Annotated in this window: 16 protein-coding genes; 8 read left to right on the top strand and 8 right to left on the bottom strand. The window is 64.4% G+C overall.

The genetic code is table 11. The features are described 5' to 3' along the window. Window positions 1-31 precede the first annotated feature (31 nt). Genes GCT19_RS20740 through GCT19_RS20730 form a run of 3 tightly spaced genes read right to left on the bottom strand, consistent with a single transcriptional unit; the run spans window position 32 to window position 1668 of the window. Window positions 32-304, bottom strand: coding sequence for an MmoB/DmpM family protein (locus tag GCT19_RS20740; RefSeq protein WP_018433525.1), 273 nt, complete (start codon window positions 302-304; stop codon window positions 32-34). Then, complete coding sequence (locus GCT19_RS20735; RefSeq protein ID WP_152852984.1) at window positions 297-1343, bottom strand: aromatic/alkene monooxygenase hydroxylase subunit beta; 1047 nt, start codon at window positions 1341-1343, stop codon at window positions 297-299. Before GCT19_RS20735 ends, GCT19_RS20740 begins: the two co-directional genes overlap by 8 nt. A 49-nt stretch (window positions 1344-1392) precedes the next feature. After that, window positions 1393-1668 (bottom strand): phenol hydroxylase subunit, encoded by a 276-nt coding sequence (locus tag GCT19_RS20730; RefSeq protein WP_152852983.1) that lies wholly within the window; start codon window positions 1666-1668, stop codon window positions 1393-1395. Window positions 1669-2058: 390 nt separating this feature from the next. Here GCT19_RS20730 and GCT19_RS20725 point away from each other — a divergent pair, with 390 nt between their 5' ends. The 3 genes from GCT19_RS20725 to GCT19_RS20715 all read left to right on the top strand — a co-directional run bounded on the left by GCT19_RS20725 (window position 2059) and on the right by GCT19_RS20715 (window position 4778). Beyond that, window positions 2059-3891 (top strand): sigma-54-dependent Fis family transcriptional regulator, encoded by a 1833-nt coding sequence (locus tag GCT19_RS20725; protein ID WP_227749298.1) that lies wholly within the window; start codon window positions 2059-2061, stop codon window positions 3889-3891. 139 nt (window positions 3892-4030) lie between these two features. Further along, entirely contained in the window at window positions 4031-4357 is a 327-nt protein-coding gene (locus GCT19_RS20720; RefSeq protein ID WP_152852982.1) for a transposase, read from the top strand. A 154-nt stretch (window positions 4358-4511) separates the two neighbouring features. Next, window positions 4512-4778 carry a hypothetical protein gene (locus GCT19_RS20715; RefSeq protein ID WP_026228296.1) on the top strand — a complete coding sequence of 89 codons (267 nt, stop codon included), beginning with the start codon at window positions 4512-4514 and terminating at the stop codon, window positions 4776-4778. A gap of 36 nt (window positions 4779-4814) precedes the next feature. Here GCT19_RS20715 and GCT19_RS20710 read toward each other — a convergent pair whose 3' ends face one another. The 3 genes from GCT19_RS20710 to GCT19_RS20700 are packed head-to-tail and all read right to left on the bottom strand — an operon-like array spanning window position 4815 to window position 7216. After that, on the bottom strand, window positions 4815-6185 hold the full coding sequence (locus GCT19_RS20710; RefSeq protein WP_152852981.1) for an ATP-binding protein: 1371 nt from the start codon (window positions 6183-6185) through the stop codon (window positions 4815-4817). Next, the gene (locus tag GCT19_RS20705; RefSeq protein ID WP_018433532.1) at window positions 6182-6895 is read right to left on the bottom strand and encodes a response regulator; all 714 of its coding nucleotides are present in this window, start codon (window positions 6893-6895) and stop codon (window positions 6182-6184) included. Before GCT19_RS20705 ends, GCT19_RS20710 begins: the two co-directional genes overlap by 4 nt. 27 nt (window positions 6896-6922) lie before the next feature. Then, a complete protein-coding gene (locus GCT19_RS20700) occupies window positions 6923-7216 on the bottom strand; it encodes an EF-hand domain-containing protein (protein ID WP_018433533.1) in 294 nt (97 codons plus the stop codon). A gap of 247 nt (window positions 7217-7463) precedes the next feature. Between GCT19_RS20700 and GCT19_RS20695 the strand changes: the two genes are divergently transcribed. Both GCT19_RS20695 and GCT19_RS20690 read left to right on the top strand, forming a co-directional pair. Beyond that, window positions 7464-7799, top strand: a complete 336-nt coding sequence (locus GCT19_RS20695; RefSeq protein WP_018433534.1) for a hypothetical protein — start codon at window positions 7464-7466, stop codon at window positions 7797-7799. A 282-nt stretch (window positions 7800-8081) separates the two neighbouring features. Then, window positions 8082-8417, top strand: a complete 336-nt coding sequence (locus GCT19_RS20690) for a hypothetical protein (RefSeq protein ID WP_408582390.1) — start codon at window positions 8082-8084, stop codon at window positions 8415-8417. On the opposite strand, the gene GCT19_RS20685 is transcribed toward GCT19_RS20690, so the two are convergent. Beyond that, window positions 8406-9656: an arsenic transporter gene (locus tag GCT19_RS20685; RefSeq protein ID WP_176136459.1), complete on the bottom strand. Its 1251-nt coding sequence runs from the start codon at window positions 9654-9656 to the stop codon at window positions 8406-8408. The two genes, GCT19_RS20690 and GCT19_RS20685, sit on opposite strands and share 12 nt — an antisense overlap. Window positions 9657-9918: 262 nt before the next feature. On the opposite strand from GCT19_RS20685, the gene GCT19_RS20680 reads away from it, so the two are divergent. From GCT19_RS20680 to GCT19_RS20670, 3 genes are all read left to right on the top strand, one after another. Continuing rightward, the gene (locus GCT19_RS20680; RefSeq protein WP_152852980.1) at window positions 9919-10482 is read left to right on the top strand and encodes a cytochrome b; all 564 of its coding nucleotides are present in this window, start codon (window positions 9919-9921) and stop codon (window positions 10480-10482) included. A gap of 116 nt (window positions 10483-10598) precedes the next feature. Beyond that, a complete protein-coding gene (locus tag GCT19_RS20675; RefSeq protein ID WP_152852979.1) occupies window positions 10599-11174 on the top strand; it encodes a YceI family protein in 576 nt (191 codons plus the stop codon). 48 nt (window positions 11175-11222) lie between these two features. Then, entirely contained in the window at window positions 11223-11804 is a 582-nt protein-coding gene (locus tag GCT19_RS20670) for a YceI family protein (RefSeq protein ID WP_152852978.1), read from the top strand. 32 nt (window positions 11805-11836) lie between these two features. Here GCT19_RS20670 and GCT19_RS20665 read toward each other — a convergent pair whose 3' ends face one another. Beyond that, window positions 11837-13417 (bottom strand): EAL domain-containing protein, encoded by a 1581-nt coding sequence (locus GCT19_RS20665; protein ID WP_227749297.1) that lies wholly within the window; start codon window positions 13415-13417, stop codon window positions 11837-11839. Between the last annotated feature and the right edge of the window lie 162 nt (window positions 13418-13579).

The following is a 13579-nucleotide window of genomic DNA, read 5'->3' as shown; positions in this document are numbered from 1 at the left end:
GTGCGTCTCCCATGCGATTGATCGCGGCCGCTCAGGCCTTCCATTCGAGAATGAATTCGTCGTCGGTCTCGTCGATGTTGCCGCCGAGCGAAATCAGATTGAGTTGCAGCTCGCGCAGATCGAAGTCGCGGCCAATGCGCTCCTCGATCGACTCGCGCCGGATCACGAGTCGGCCGACCGCGTCGATCTTGACCATCGCCGGAAACGCGTTGACCACCGCGTGCGGATTGTCCGCTTCGATCGCTTCGATGATCGGACGCGAGTCGTCGTTGGTCTGAAACGCGATGAATACGGAATCAGCCATGCTGGGGCTCCTTGGTTTGCTGTCCTGCGGGCTCCGCCATGAGCGGCACGCCCTGCTTTTGCATGCGCGCATCGAACGCCTGGGCGATATCGCTGAATGCTGCTTCGGCTTCCTCCGCGCCGAGCGCTTCTACCGCCAGCGGACACAACGCATCGAGCACGCGCGAGCGCCACTGCGCGATCCACCGGCCGAGCAGCACGGCGTTATCCGTCGACTCCGCCGCCGCGCTCTTCAACGTCGCATCGACCCAGCGGCTCGTTTCGTCGTACCAGCTGCTCGCGAACTCGTTCAACATGCCGATTGCCGCGCCGTAGTCGCGCGACAAACGCTGGTCGATATGCCGATACACCAGCGGATACAGCAAACCATCGAGCACGACGTTCTGCGCGACGAAGGTTTCGAACCAGTCCTGCACGACCATCGTGTCCTCGACCCGGCGGCGCAGCCCCTGCCACATCGGATCGTCGAGCCAATGCGCCTTGCCTTCGACGAGCGACGCACCCGAATTGCCATCGAGCAGCAGACCGATACGCGACAGGTACTGCGCGATGCCGAGCCGGTCCATCGCATGAAACATCGTCGCCTGGGTGATCGCGGTGCCCCAGCCGTAGCCGGTCACGAAGCAGTTGTTGGTGTTGGCCGCCCATTCGATATGGCGCAGCGGCACCATCAGCGCGGCGATACGCGCTCTCGCGTCGTCGGGCAGATCGGCGAGCAGACGCCGCCGCGTGACGAACTCGATGTTCTTCTCCATCGCATCCTGCTGCCGCGCGCGTGCGATCGTGTACGCGCCGTAGTAGTACTGGCGTGGGTCCTTGAACGCGTACCAGTCGTTCATGCGGATCGCCGTGCGGCCTTTGTCGTACAGCGCGAAGCCCGGCTGCCACAGCGGCCGGTAATGGAAGTTGTCTTCGGGCTGCAAATCCAGCGTCGCTTCCTGATAGCGCGACGCCGGTTTATCGGCGCCGAGCCTTCTCGCGACATGCGAGAAGGTCTGCCGGATCTGCTGGACCGAGGACGTCTTGATGTCGATCTGCATGGGGTGTCTCCTTGTCTGTTATGTGGGGCCTTCGACGGTCATGCGCGCTTCATTCGGTGACGCCCGGCTCGCCGTAGCGCCACTTCAGCTGTTCGAGATCGAGCGCCGCCGTTTCGTCGTCGCTCAACTGGCACACGCGATGATTCGCGCAAAAGGACGCGAAGTCGTGAGCGCTCATCACGAGTTCGACGCTCAGGCCCGGATCGCCGATCGAAAAATCGAACTCGACGAAACCGTCGTCACGCTGCTCACGCACACGGACATAGCGCCGCGTGACGTCGAAGGGTCGCGAGAGCGGCTCGGCGTGGGGTGAATGCGAGGGCATCACTGTCTCCAGATGTTTTGCGTTATCTGTCACTGCACGCTTTGGTTGAAATCGGCGGCAGCGCGTCTATTAATGCAACCGCTATGCCAACGAATCTGGAAAGAGCGCGCGCCGCGCGGCGGCAGGCGCACAATCCCTTGTGAATCAATGCCCGAACACCAAACGGCCATTCGCGCGACGCAGACACGGCCAAACGCGCACGGGCTTGGGCTAGATCAAATGATCGAAACCGGCCGCTTGCACGCGTCGAGCAACCGATCAATTCGTTATCAGGGAACACCCGAAGACGCTCGGCGCGCGATTCGCCATGCAGCCGCGCGCGCGGCATTGCATACTGACGGCCAGCATTTGCCGGCAATCACACAGACCAGTAGCTGGAGACGAATTCAGATGGCCACCCGAAGCAAGCCCGCGGCGAGCCCGCGCATGTCGATGGTCTCGCCCAAGGGCGACTGTGTGGACAGCCTGCGCTATCCGGACATTGCGGACCTGATGTCGAGGCTGCACTTCTCGCCCGGCGACGGACGCATCTGGCTCGGCGATCAGCGCATGCTGCTCGTGCACACGGGCTCGGTCGGCGCGATGCGTCGCGAGCTGATCGACAGTCTCGGCATCGACGCGGCGCGCGGCCTGCTCACGCGCATGGGCTACAACTCAGGCGCGCGCGACGCCGAACTCGCGCGCAAGGCGCGCCCCGATAGTTCGATTACCGAAATGTTCGCGGTCGGCCCGCAATTGCACATGCTCGAAGGCATGACCGTGGTCGAGCCGGTGCGGCTCGAGATCGACGTCGAAAAAGGCCAGTACTACGGCGAGTTCATCTGGAAGAACTGCGCGGAAGACGAGGAGCACATCCGTATCTACGGGATCGGCGCGGAGCCCGTGTGCTGGACGCAGATCGGGTATGCGTCGGGCTATACGAGCGTGTTCATGGGACGCCCGATCGTCTATCGCGAGGTCGAGTGCCGCGCGCTCGGGCAGTCGCAATGCCGGATCGTCGGCAAACCGGTCGAGGAATGGGGCGACGAAGCCGCCGACGATCTGCGCTTCATGCAGGCGCAGTCGTTTACGCAGGGACTGTCGGCGGCGGCGGTCAAACGTGACGTCAGGCACGGTCCCGCCGTCGCCCTGCTCGGTGGCACCCAGCCGCCCACGCCGACTGCATTCGGCGACGACAACATGGTCGGTGCGTCGCCCGGTTTCAACGCGGTCTGCCATATGATCCGGCGCGTCGCGAACACGCGCGCGACCGTGCTGTTTCTCGGCGAGAGCGGCGTCGGCAAGGAAGTGTGCGCGCGCACGCTGCATCGGATCAGCGCATGCAGCGAGGGGCCGTTCGTCGCGGTCAATTGCGCGGCGATCCCGGAGGCGCTGATCGAGTCGGAGTTGTTCGGCGTCGAGCGCGGCGGCTTTACCGATGCGACGCACAGCCGCCCGGGCCGCTTCGAGCGTGCCGACGACGGCACGCTGTTTCTCGACGAGATCGGCATTCTGAGCCTGACCGCGCAGGGCAAGCTGCTGCGCGCGCTGCAGGAGGGCGAGATCGAACGGGTCGGCGATACGCAGACGCGCCGCGTCAACGTACGGGTGATCGCCGCGACGAACCTCGATCTGAAGGACGAGATTCGCGCGGGACGCTTCAGGGAGGATCTGTATTTCCGGCTCAACGTGTTTCCGATTCGCGTGCCGTCGCTGCGCGAGCGGCGCGAGGACTTGCCGGTGCTGCTCAATCACACGCTGCATAAATATCGCGAACGTCATGCGCGCGACGTGACCGGTTTCACCGGCCGCGCGCTCGATGCGTTATTGAGCTACGGCTGGCCCGGCAATATCCGCGAGATGGAGAACCTCGTCGAGCGCGGCGTGATACTTGCGCCGGACGGCGGGGCGATCGACATCGGTCATCTGTTTACGAGCGGCGAAACCATCGACGCGCAAATGTTCGGCCTCGGCACCAACGGCTCGCTGACGCCGTCGGGCTCGCTGCTCGATCAGCAGGCGGGCGGCACCGGCGAGGTGGAACGCGTGGTCAGAAAAGTGAACGATCTGCTGATGGGTGCGAGCGGCGACATCGACCCGACCTCGCTCGACGATATCGAAACCGCGCTGCTGAAAAGCGCGGTGCAGCGCGCGCAGGGCAATCTGTCGGCGGCCGCGCGCACGCTGGGGATTACGCGGCCGCAGCTGGTTTACCGGCTGAAGAGTCGCGGGTTGCGGGTGTAGGCCGCCAAAGGCGACGCTAGCATCATCGGAGGCGAAGCAATCGGCGGTTCAGCGGGCCAAACCACGCGTAAATCCGGAATTAGAATGAACCGCCCAAACCGTAAGATCGCCACAAACCGGTCAGTTAGGCGTTGGCGGCATGCTAGATCTTCCTCTTTCCGATGACGCGTGGGCGCGCATCAGTCATCTGTTCCAGCAGGACCCGAAGAAACGTTTGGGACGGCCCGCGCGTCCTCCGCGCGAGATCCTCGACGCGATCCTGTGGGTCGTCACGCGCAACGAGAAATGGCATCGGCTGCCCGGCACCTTTCCGCCGTCGCAGACGTGCTACATCAGGTGGCTGCAATGGCGCCGCACGGGCTTGATGAGCGCGATTCTCGACGAGCTCGGCCTGAGCGGCTGCGCGCTCGCATCGGCGGCTGGCGCGGATTCGGCGCCTGCGGCGGGGCCGCAGGCCGACGCGTGAAGTCGCGGCCTGGAATGGCATATATTGTTGGTAAGGATGAGTACCCGCAACGGCGCGGCCCAACCGCATCAGCCGTGCGCGCGCGGGTATGATGCCGGGCGCGGTAGTCGCCGCGGCCGCTTCCGATGCCGCATTTTTTGCCACGAGAACCATCATGCCTGCCCAACACGACGAAGCACCCGGCGCTCACGACACGAACGACAAGCCGAAGCGCAAGACGCTGTCCCTGTCCGTGCGCAATCTCCTGATGGTCGCCATTGGCGTGCTGATGTTCGCGATCGTGTCGGGCGTCGTGCTGTACAACCCGATCATGTACGGCGACGAGATCCCGAACTTCGGCATCATCCTGATGCTGACGGTGCCGGTGATCGCGGGCGTCGCATTTCGCGTCGGGCTCGACGCGTGGCTGGATCGCGAGTGAGCGGCAAGAGCGCCGCGCCCTCCTCCCGTCTTGCGCTTATGGCGCCTTGACCGGCAATACGACCCATACTTCGAGGCCGCCGCCGTCGCGCGGATGAAACTGCAGGCTGCCGCCGTGCAGCCGCGCGATCCGCTCGACGATCGACAGACCCAGCCCCGTGCCGCCGCTGTGCGTACGCGCATTGCGGCCGCGCTGGAACGGCGCCTTCAGCTTTTCCAACTCCTCCGCCGTCAAACCTTTGCCGCGATCGGCGACCGCCACCGTTACCGTGTCCTGCGTCGCCCACGTGCGCACCGCAAGCCCGCTGCCGCCGTAGACGATCGCGTTCTGCATCAGGTTCATCAGCAGCCGCATCATGCTGATCGGCCGATATCGAACGGCCGGCAAACTGCCCAGCGACAGTTCGAACTCGTGCCCGAGCCCAGCGAAGTCGCCCGCGAGCCGTTCGATCAGCGCATTCAGGTCGCCGGGCTGCGCTTGCTCGCGCTCGCCGCTGCCCGCGTAATCCATGAACTGCTGCAGGATCGTCTCGATCTGATCGAGATACGATTCGGCGGCGATCACGAAGCTGCTGTCGGCCCCCTGCGGCATCGCCATCGCCATCGACAGGCGCAGCTTCGTCAACGGCGTGCGGATGTCGTGCGAGATGCCCGCGAGCATCAGCGCGCGCGTCGCCTCGGCGTCCCGTAACGCGCGCGTCATTTGATTGAAAGCGCTGCCCACGGCGGCGATTTCGGCGGGGCCGTCGGTCGGCAGCGGCGCGGGCAGGTCGCCGGCGCTGACGCGGCGCGCCGCTTGCGTGAGCTCGTGCAACGGTTCGTTCAGATGCAGCTGGATCGCGTAGCCGGCGAGCGCGGCGAGCACGCCGAGCCCCAGCGACAGGAAGATCGCCACTTCGAGGCCGCTGCCCTGCGCGTCCTCGGGAACCGGCAGCGCAATCCAGTATGGCGCGTTCGCCAAACCCGCCGCGTTGCCGGCGCCGGCAAGCGACCCATGCATGCGAATCCACAAGCGCTGTGCGCCCTCGGTTTGCCAGCGCGTGGGCATATCCGCGGGTAGGTGCTTCTGCAGGCTGTCGATGAACACGCCGCGCTGATAGGTGCGATACGCGTGCAACAGATCGTGCGGCGGTGTGTCGGTCGCTTCGGGCGGCAACTGCTCGCGCGCGTCGAGTCGTGCGGTCAGCGCCGCGCGCGAGGCGGGCGGAGTCGCCGCGAGCAGGTTGTCGAGCGTCGTCACGTAAGTCGCGAACACGGCCGCCGCGCGCTCGACGCGTGGCCGCTGCACGTAATGCAGCAGCACGACGATCGAGCAGATCTGGCTCAGCATCACGAGCGCGATCAACAGCGCGATGTTGCGCGCGAGCAGCGTGCGCGGCAGCAGCCTGCGTGACAGCGAGCGCATCATGATTCGACATCGGCGACGAGCATGTAGCCGACGCCCCAGACGGTACGAATGAAACGCGGCTTCGACGGATCGTCCTCGACGATCTGCCTCAGCCGCAGCACCTGCACGTCGATGCTGCGATCGAGCGCGTCATGGTCGCGCCCTCGCGCACGCGCGAGCAGGTTGTCGCGGCTCACCGCGCGATTCGGCGACGACGCGAGCGCAACCAGCAGCAGCATCTGCGCGGAATGAATCTCGAGCGGCTCGCCCGCGCGCGACAGCTCCTGCTTGCCGACGTCGAGCGTGAAGTCGCCGAAACGCACGCGCTGCGAGGTCACCGTGACGTCGCCGGCCGCCATCTTCTGGCGGCGCAGCAGCGCGTTGACTCGCGCCACCAGTTCGCGCGGCAGGAACGGTTTGGCGAGGTAGTCGTCGGCGCCGGTTTCGAGGCCGGTCACGCGATCGAGCGGATCGCCCTTCGCGGTCAGCATCAGGATCGGCAAGGTCTGCCCTTGCGCGCGCAGCTTCGCGCAGATCTCGAGGCCGTCCTCTTCGCCGATCATCAGATCGAGTATCAGCAGATCGAACGGCTCGCGCTCCAGGTAGCGGTTCAGACGCTTGCCGTCCTCGGCCGCGCGCACGTCGAAACCGTGGCCGCGCAGGAAGCGCAGCAGCATGTTGCGCAACTCGGCTTCGTCGTCGAGCACGATGATCCTGGCGGGGCGTTCCATTCGAAAGCTCCTCGATATCCGAGCTGCTCAGCGCGCGGCCGCGTGCTCCTGCATGAACGCCTCGATCTGCGGCAGCGTGATGTAGCCGGCCTTCTGCGTATCGATCTCGTCGAAGTGACGCGCGAGCATCGGCATGCCGGCCGCCGCCTGGTCGCGGGTCAGCTTGCCGTCGTGCGTGGTGTTAGCGGTTGAAAAGCGCGTCTGCAACTGCTGCTCCATGCGCTCCATGCGCTGCTGGGTGATACCTTGCGGCGCGGCGGCCTGAGCGAACGTGACGGTGGACGCGCAGCACAGCAACAGGGTGGCGAGCAACTTCTTCATGACTGACTCCTTCGGTTGGAACATCGACCGTCGCCTGCCTGGGTGCCGCGATCCGTTTCGATGACAGGCCGAATTCTTGGTCAGACGCCGCGCAATCGCAATTCAAGAATCATGTCGAATCATGTCACGGCGCCTCGCGCCGGTGCAGCGTGACATCGAATGAAATGAGTTTGCGGTTTCGTTCCGGGGGCCTGCTGCGTATCGTTCCGTCTGCCGTCCGTCGGCTTTCACGCATCAGGAGTCACAAATGAGTATTCGTCTCGCCTGCGCTTCGACTTTCACCGCCATCGGTCTCGCCTGTTCTTCCGCTGCCTATGCGAGAGTCGTCGTGTATCTGCCCGCCGCCGTGGTCTATGCGCCGCCGCCGCGGCCGGTCTACTACCCGGTACCGGTGAATCCCGTGTACGTATCGGCACCGCCTGTTGCCGTTCCTGTCGCGGCCGCGACCATCGTTGCGGCGCCGCCCGAACTGCCGGCGAACACCTCAGCCGCCGCCGTGGTCGTGCCGCCCGCGCCCAACTATGCGGTGGTGCCCGCGCCGACGGTCAGCTATGCGCAACCGCTGGTGAACGCGCCGCATTGAAAGCGCGTTTCGGGGCCCTCGCGCGGGGCGGTCTCGATCGCCCACGACCGCGCCACGCCGTTGACTCAGCATAGGACACGCGCCTGGCGGGCACGCCTGGTGAATTCCCGTTGTCCGATTGAAAGGCAGAGCGCCGCAGCGGCGCGTGGGGACGCCGCGCGTAAAGCTTGCATGGAGTTTGCCGCTTCTTACCATCGCGCAGCGCGCCAGGCGCGCGCCCGATGGACCGCTTTGCGTCTTCACGGCTGATTTCGACTACATATAGGCGGGATGGAACGGAGCTTGCTGTCGCTTTTAGCTTCGCGCGCCCCTATCCCACTTCTTTCCTGGACCTTTGTGATGAGTTACCAAGATATCGACAGGGAAATTGCCCACCTCGAAGTCGTTTTCAACGCACTTTCAGCGCGCGACCGTTTTCCGCTGTCGTACTGGCATCGCCGGCTGCATGCATTGAACCGGTCGTCGATGGTGCCCGCTCAACGCCAGCGCATCGCCCACCTCGAAGCGAGGCTGCGCTCGGTCGGCGCACAACTGGATCAGTTCGCCGGCGCGATGCGCGGCGGCTCCCGCGCAGGCCCGCGGCTGGACGACCGGTCCGGCGTCCGTTCAGCCCGTTAGAATCCGGGCCCCGAGCGCCAGCACGAGCGCGGGCACCATCACCAGCACACCGACCTTCAGGAACTTCATGAAGCCGACGTCTTCGCCTTCCCGGCGAATCGCGTTGAGCCACAGGATCGTCGCGAGCGAGCCGCTGATCGACAGGTTCGGCCCGAGGTCGACGCCGATCAGGAACGCGTCGATCACGCGCTCGGGGCTTTGCGCCTGCATCACGGTCGAACTCGCGATCAGTCCGGACGGCAGGTTGTTGATCAGGTTGCTGAGCGCCGCGATGCTGGTGCCGGCCCACGCGGCCGCTTCCATTTCGTTGTGTTCGGTCGCACGCCGCAGCGCACCCGCGAACGTGCTGATCACGCCGGTGTGATCGAGCATCTCGACCAGCACGAACAGCCCGGCGACGAGCGGCAGCACGTTCCACGAAATCTCGCGGATCATCGGCAGCGGTGACTTGCGCTCCTTGATCAGCACGACGAGCGCGGTCAGCGTGCCGAGGATCGCGGTCGGCAGACCGAGCTGGATGTCGTACGCGGAGACCGTCAGCAGCGCGCCGGCCGTCACCGCGATGCCCGCGAGCGCGACCCGGCCGCTCGCCGACAGCTCGACCGCCTCGAGATTCGCCTCGCAGACGCCAGCCAGCGCGTCGCGTTGCGTCCAGCGCAGCATCACGAAGGTCGCGCCGATCGACAGCACCGACGGCAGCGCGAAGCGCAGCATCCACGGTCCCAGCGGCGGCGTGTGATTGCCGTACAGCACGATGTTGGCCGGATTCGATATCGGCAGCACGAAGCTCGCCGCATTGGCGACGAACGCGCAAACGAACAGCAGCGGCAGCGGCGGCGTCTTCGCTTTCTTCGCTGCCGCAAACACGGCGGGCGTCAGTACGACGGCGGTGGCGTCGTTGGAAAGAAACGCGGTGATCACCACGCCGAACAGATACACGAGGACGAACAGCTTGCGCGGCGAACTGCGCGCATGATTGACCGCCAGCACCGCGACCCAGTCGAACAGCCCTTCGCGGCGGCCGACTTCGGATAGCAGCATCATGCCGATCAGGAACAGATAGACGTCGGTGCCCTTGCCGATCGCTTCGATTGCGAGATGCAAGGGCAACAGGCCGAGCACCACGAGCAGCACCGCGCCCGCGACGGCCCACACGGCTTCGGGCCATTTGAACGGCCGTGTAATCACGCCGGCGGTGGCGGCCGCGGCAATGCCCCAGGAGAGAAAAACGGAATTCACAGCTTAAAGACCGGATAATGGGTTATGTCGGTGGCTGCGCAAAGCGCGCGCAACCTTGTTGTTCGGGGCCACAAGTTACCACAGCGGTTGCCGCAGCGACCGGTCCACGGCAGTCGGCGTGCCTTGTCACGCGCATGCCTTTCAAACCAATTAACGTCAACGAAGAAACAATCTGTTCCCGCGCACCCCCTATTCAGTTTCTATTGGCATCCCTACTATCCGCAGTCTCACGCGGCTTCTCGCGAGCAACGGATAGAAAACAATGCAAACACAGGCTTCCGCCCCGACGCGCTATCACGGCGCCGCAATCGCGCTGCACTGGCTGATCGCCGCGCTGATGATCTGCGGCTTCTACATCGGCTGGATCATGACCGATATCCCCGGCTTCACGCCGACGAAGCTCAAATACTTCTCGTGGCACAAATGGATCGGCGTGACCGTGTTCGCGCTCGCGCTGCTGCGCGTGCTGTGGCGCGCGACGCACCGCGCGCCCGCGCTCGATGCCGCAACGCCCGCATGGCAGAAGGCCGCCGCGCATCTGGTGCACGGCCTGCTGTATCTGCTGATGCTCGCGATTCCGCTGTCCGGCTACTTCTACAGTTCGGCGGCCGGCATTCAGGTCGTGTATCTGGGCATCGTGCCGCTGCCGACCATCATCGGTCCCGATCAGGCGCTGAAGGCCACGCTGCGCACCGTGCACGTGCTGCTCAATTACACGCTGCTCGCACTGGTGCTGATGCATGTGCTCGCGGCGCTCAAACATCAGTTCGTCGATCGCGACGGCTTGCTCGCGCGCATGGTGCCGTTTCTGAAGACCCACGCATAACGACATGACAGCTTGAAGAAAGGCATAACCCCTGTCGATTGGTTACGACTGGTTGGCAATCAAATTCCTCGCGGTGTGCAATCAGGCCGCGAAGCTCGGATAGGATGCGTACCATCATGAATACACCCTTTTATCTCTCCGCTCATCGCGCGGCGCTCGCTTCTTTCGCGGCGCTTGCGCTCATCGGCGCGAACCTCGCGCACGCCGACGTCGACCTCGCGAAAAGCAGCGTCATCGCGACGACCAAACAGATGAACGTGCCCGTCGACGGCAAGTTCAGGAAGTTCTCCGCTCAGCTGAACTTCGATCCGGCGAAGCCGGCCGCGGGCAGCGCGAACCTGTCGATCGACACCGCGAGCTACGACCTCGGCGCCGACGACTACAACAAACAGGCGCAAGGCAAGGAATGGTTCGACAGCGGCGCGTTCCCGAGCGCGACCTTCGTGTCGAGCTCGATCGCGCCGGCCGGCGGCAACCAGTACAAGGTCACCGGCAAGCTGACGATCAAGGGCAAATCGCAAACGGTCGTCGTGCCGGTCGTGATCGCGAGCCAGGGCGCCACGCAAACCTTCGACGGCTCGTTGCCGATCAAGCGCACGCAGTTCGACGTCGGCACCGGCGAATGGAAAGACACGTCGGTGGTCGCCGACGAAGTCGTCATCAAATTTCATCTGGTCGCGGCAACGAAATAGCGTTCAACACAGCAGCACCGCATTACCTTTAGACCCCTGGAGTCCAACTTGAAGAAATCCCTCCTGCTCGCCGCCGGCGCGCTCGCCGCTGCATGCTCGTTCAACGCGATGGCCGCCACCGAAACCTACCTGCTCGATCCGACGCACACGTCGCCGAGCTTCGAGACCGACCACTTCGGCGGCCTTTCGATCTGGCGCGGCAAGTTCCAGAAAGCCAACGGCACCGTCGTGCTCGATCGCGCGGCGAAGACCGGTACGGTCGAGGCAACGATCGACCTGAGCTCGGTCGGCATCGGCAACGACAAGCTCAACGAAGAACTGCTCGGCGACAAGTTCTTCGACACCGCGAAGTTCCCGACCGCGACCTACAAGGGCACGCAGATCCGCTTCGACGGCGACAAGCCGGTCGAAGTGATCGGCACGCTGACGCTGCACGGCGTCACCAAGCCGGTCAACCTGAAGATCGAATCGTTCAAGTGCATCCAGCACCCGATGCTGAAGCGCGAAGTGTGCGGCACCGAATCGGTCGCGACGTTCAATCGCGACGATTTCGGCATCGACTTCGGCAAGGCGTACGGCTTCAACATGAAGACCACGCTGCATATCCAGGCCGAAGGCATCAAGCAATAAGCGCATCGCGCCCGGCCCGGCCGGGCGCCGAACTACTGGATCGCGGGCTGCGCCGGCGCATGCGACGCGCGGCGCGCCTCGAGCCACGCGACCAGCTCATCGCGGCGCATCGCCTTCGCGAACAGCCAGCCCTGCCCATACTGAACGCCCCGGCGCACCAGATACTCGACCTGCTCGTTGCGCTCGATCCCTTCCGCGACGATTTCCACCCCTAATTCGTGCGCCATCTCGATGATATGCGGCGCAACGATGCTCGACGCCGCCTCCTGGGCGATCGTGTCGACGAACGACTTGTCGATCTTCAGCACATCGATCATGAAGGTTTGCAAATAGGCGAGGCTCGAATAGCCGGTGCCGAAATCGTCGATATAGACCGGGTGGCCGGCGCTTCTGAAGGCCGCGATCGTCTGCCGGGTCACATCGGCGTTCAGGAAACTGCGCTCGGTCGCTTCGATCCTGATCTGCGCGGGACGCAGGCCGGTTCCGGCGAGCCTCGCGGTAATCAGGTTCAGAAAGCGTGGCGTGCGCAGATCCTCGCCGCTGACGTTGACCGACACGTAGAACGACGGCCGCGACCGCAACAGCTCCGTCAGATCTTGCAGCGCCTCATCGAACACGAGGTCGGTCAACGACTGGATCAGGCCATGCTGCTCGGCCAACGCAATAAAGATATGCGGCGAGATCTCGCGTCCGTTCAGATTCCATCTGGCCAGCGCTTCGACGCCGACACACTCGTTGGTCGCGAGATTCACGATCGGTTGATAAACGACGTTGATGGTCTTGTGCGAGATCGCCCATTCGAGCGAGGCCTGGAACGACACCTGCCGCGAGATCCGTTTGAACGCGAACCAGCCGAACGCGGCGCCCATCGCGACGCCTATCGACAGCCACGTCGCCAGCAGGCCGGGCCAGTCTCTGAGCAGGCTGGTGCGCCGGCCTTTGACGACGACGCCGAGGGCGCGCGTCTCCGAGCGCGCCACCGCGTAGTTCCATTCATCGCTATCGACGCGCCCCGCCCGCTTCCATGCATGGAGCATCTCGTCGGCGTCCGCGCCGGTCGACAGTGCGACGATCGAATTTATCTCCGTGTTGATCGTGGCGATCGGCCTTCCCGCAGGGTCCATGACATCGACATATGACTGCGGATCGATCGACACGTACTCGCCGTTGCGCCCGATCTGGATATCCTCGCGCATGTCGCTGAGCGGATTCTTTTGCTGGAACCAGACCAGGTAGCCGTCGTTGCTGCGCCAGCGCGGCGGCGGCAGCGCGACATCCTGGCTGCGAACGTCGCCGAATAGCGGCGAGCAAAGATAGCGCCCGTCGCCGTACGCGCCCGCGTCCCGCACGTAGCGGTAGTTGAAAATCACGTGGGCGGCCCTCTCCAGGTATTCCGGCGAGCACGGGTCGGCGTGCTCGGCCTGCAGGTCCGCGATCGCGGCGAAGCCCTGATACGTGACGAGTTCCGTGCGCATCACGGCCTTTTCCGCGTACAGGTGCAAATCTCGCTGCTCGCGGCGCGCGACGTCTTCGTTCGCGATATAGATGCTGATCAGAACCGGCAGCACCGTTGCGGCGCAGCCGAGTGCGATATACGCCGAAATCAGCGACATGCGCTTGATCATCTGTCGAGCCCGGTGGTGAACGGTCGCGGCGAAATCCGCCGGCGCGGTTGCGGCCCCGCAGGGACCCGCTACGCAACCTGCGGATTAGTGTGAAGGATAGTTACTGAAGCCGCTTTTTCAACATTGCGTTGAACGACGCCCATGCGGCCG

It is taken from the genome of Paraburkholderia atlantica, from assembly GCF_009362785.1.
Lineage (GTDB): Bacteria > Pseudomonadota > Gammaproteobacteria > Burkholderiales > Burkholderiaceae > Paraburkholderia > Paraburkholderia atlantica.
Note: the sequence above shows the minus strand (reverse complement) of the source record. Positions and strands in the feature narration are given on the sequence as shown.

Excerpts from the sequence above, each read along its gene's own strand:
- GCT19_RS20740 (WP_018433525.1), bottom strand. The coding sequence starts at position 304 with ATGGCTGATTCCGTATTCATCGCGTTTCAGACCAACGACGACTCGCGT.
- GCT19_RS20735 (WP_152852984.1), bottom strand. The coding sequence starts at position 1,343 with ATGCAGATCGACATCAAGACGTCCTCGGTCCAGCAGATCCGGCAGACC.
- GCT19_RS20730 (WP_152852983.1), bottom strand. The coding sequence starts at position 1,668 with ATGCCCTCGCATTCACCCCACGCCGAGCCGCTCTCGCGACCCTTCGAC.
- GCT19_RS20725 (WP_227749298.1), top strand. The coding sequence starts at position 2,059 with ATGGCCACCCGAAGCAAGCCCGCGGCGAGCCCGCGCATGTCGATGGTC.
- GCT19_RS20720 (WP_152852982.1), top strand. The coding sequence starts at position 4,031 with ATGCTAGATCTTCCTCTTTCCGATGACGCGTGGGCGCGCATCAGTCAT.
- GCT19_RS20715 (WP_026228296.1), top strand. The coding sequence starts at position 4,512 with ATGCCTGCCCAACACGACGAAGCACCCGGCGCTCACGACACGAACGAC.
- GCT19_RS20710 (WP_152852981.1), bottom strand. The coding sequence starts at position 6,185 with ATGATGCGCTCGCTGTCACGCAGGCTGCTGCCGCGCACGCTGCTCGCG.
- GCT19_RS20705 (WP_018433532.1), bottom strand. The coding sequence starts at position 6,895 with ATGGAACGCCCCGCCAGGATCATCGTGCTCGACGACGAAGCCGAGTTG.
- GCT19_RS20700 (WP_018433533.1), bottom strand. The coding sequence starts at position 7,216 with ATGAAGAAGTTGCTCGCCACCCTGTTGCTGTGCTGCGCGTCCACCGTC.
- GCT19_RS20695 (WP_018433534.1), top strand. The coding sequence starts at position 7,464 with ATGAGTATTCGTCTCGCCTGCGCTTCGACTTTCACCGCCATCGGTCTC.
- GCT19_RS20680 (WP_152852980.1), top strand. The coding sequence starts at position 9,919 with ATGCAAACACAGGCTTCCGCCCCGACGCGCTATCACGGCGCCGCAATC.
- GCT19_RS20675 (WP_152852979.1), top strand. The coding sequence starts at position 10,599 with ATGAATACACCCTTTTATCTCTCCGCTCATCGCGCGGCGCTCGCTTCT.
- GCT19_RS20665 (WP_227749297.1), bottom strand. The coding sequence starts at position 13,417 with ATGTCGCTGATTTCGGCGTATATCGCACTCGGCTGCGCCGCAACGGTG.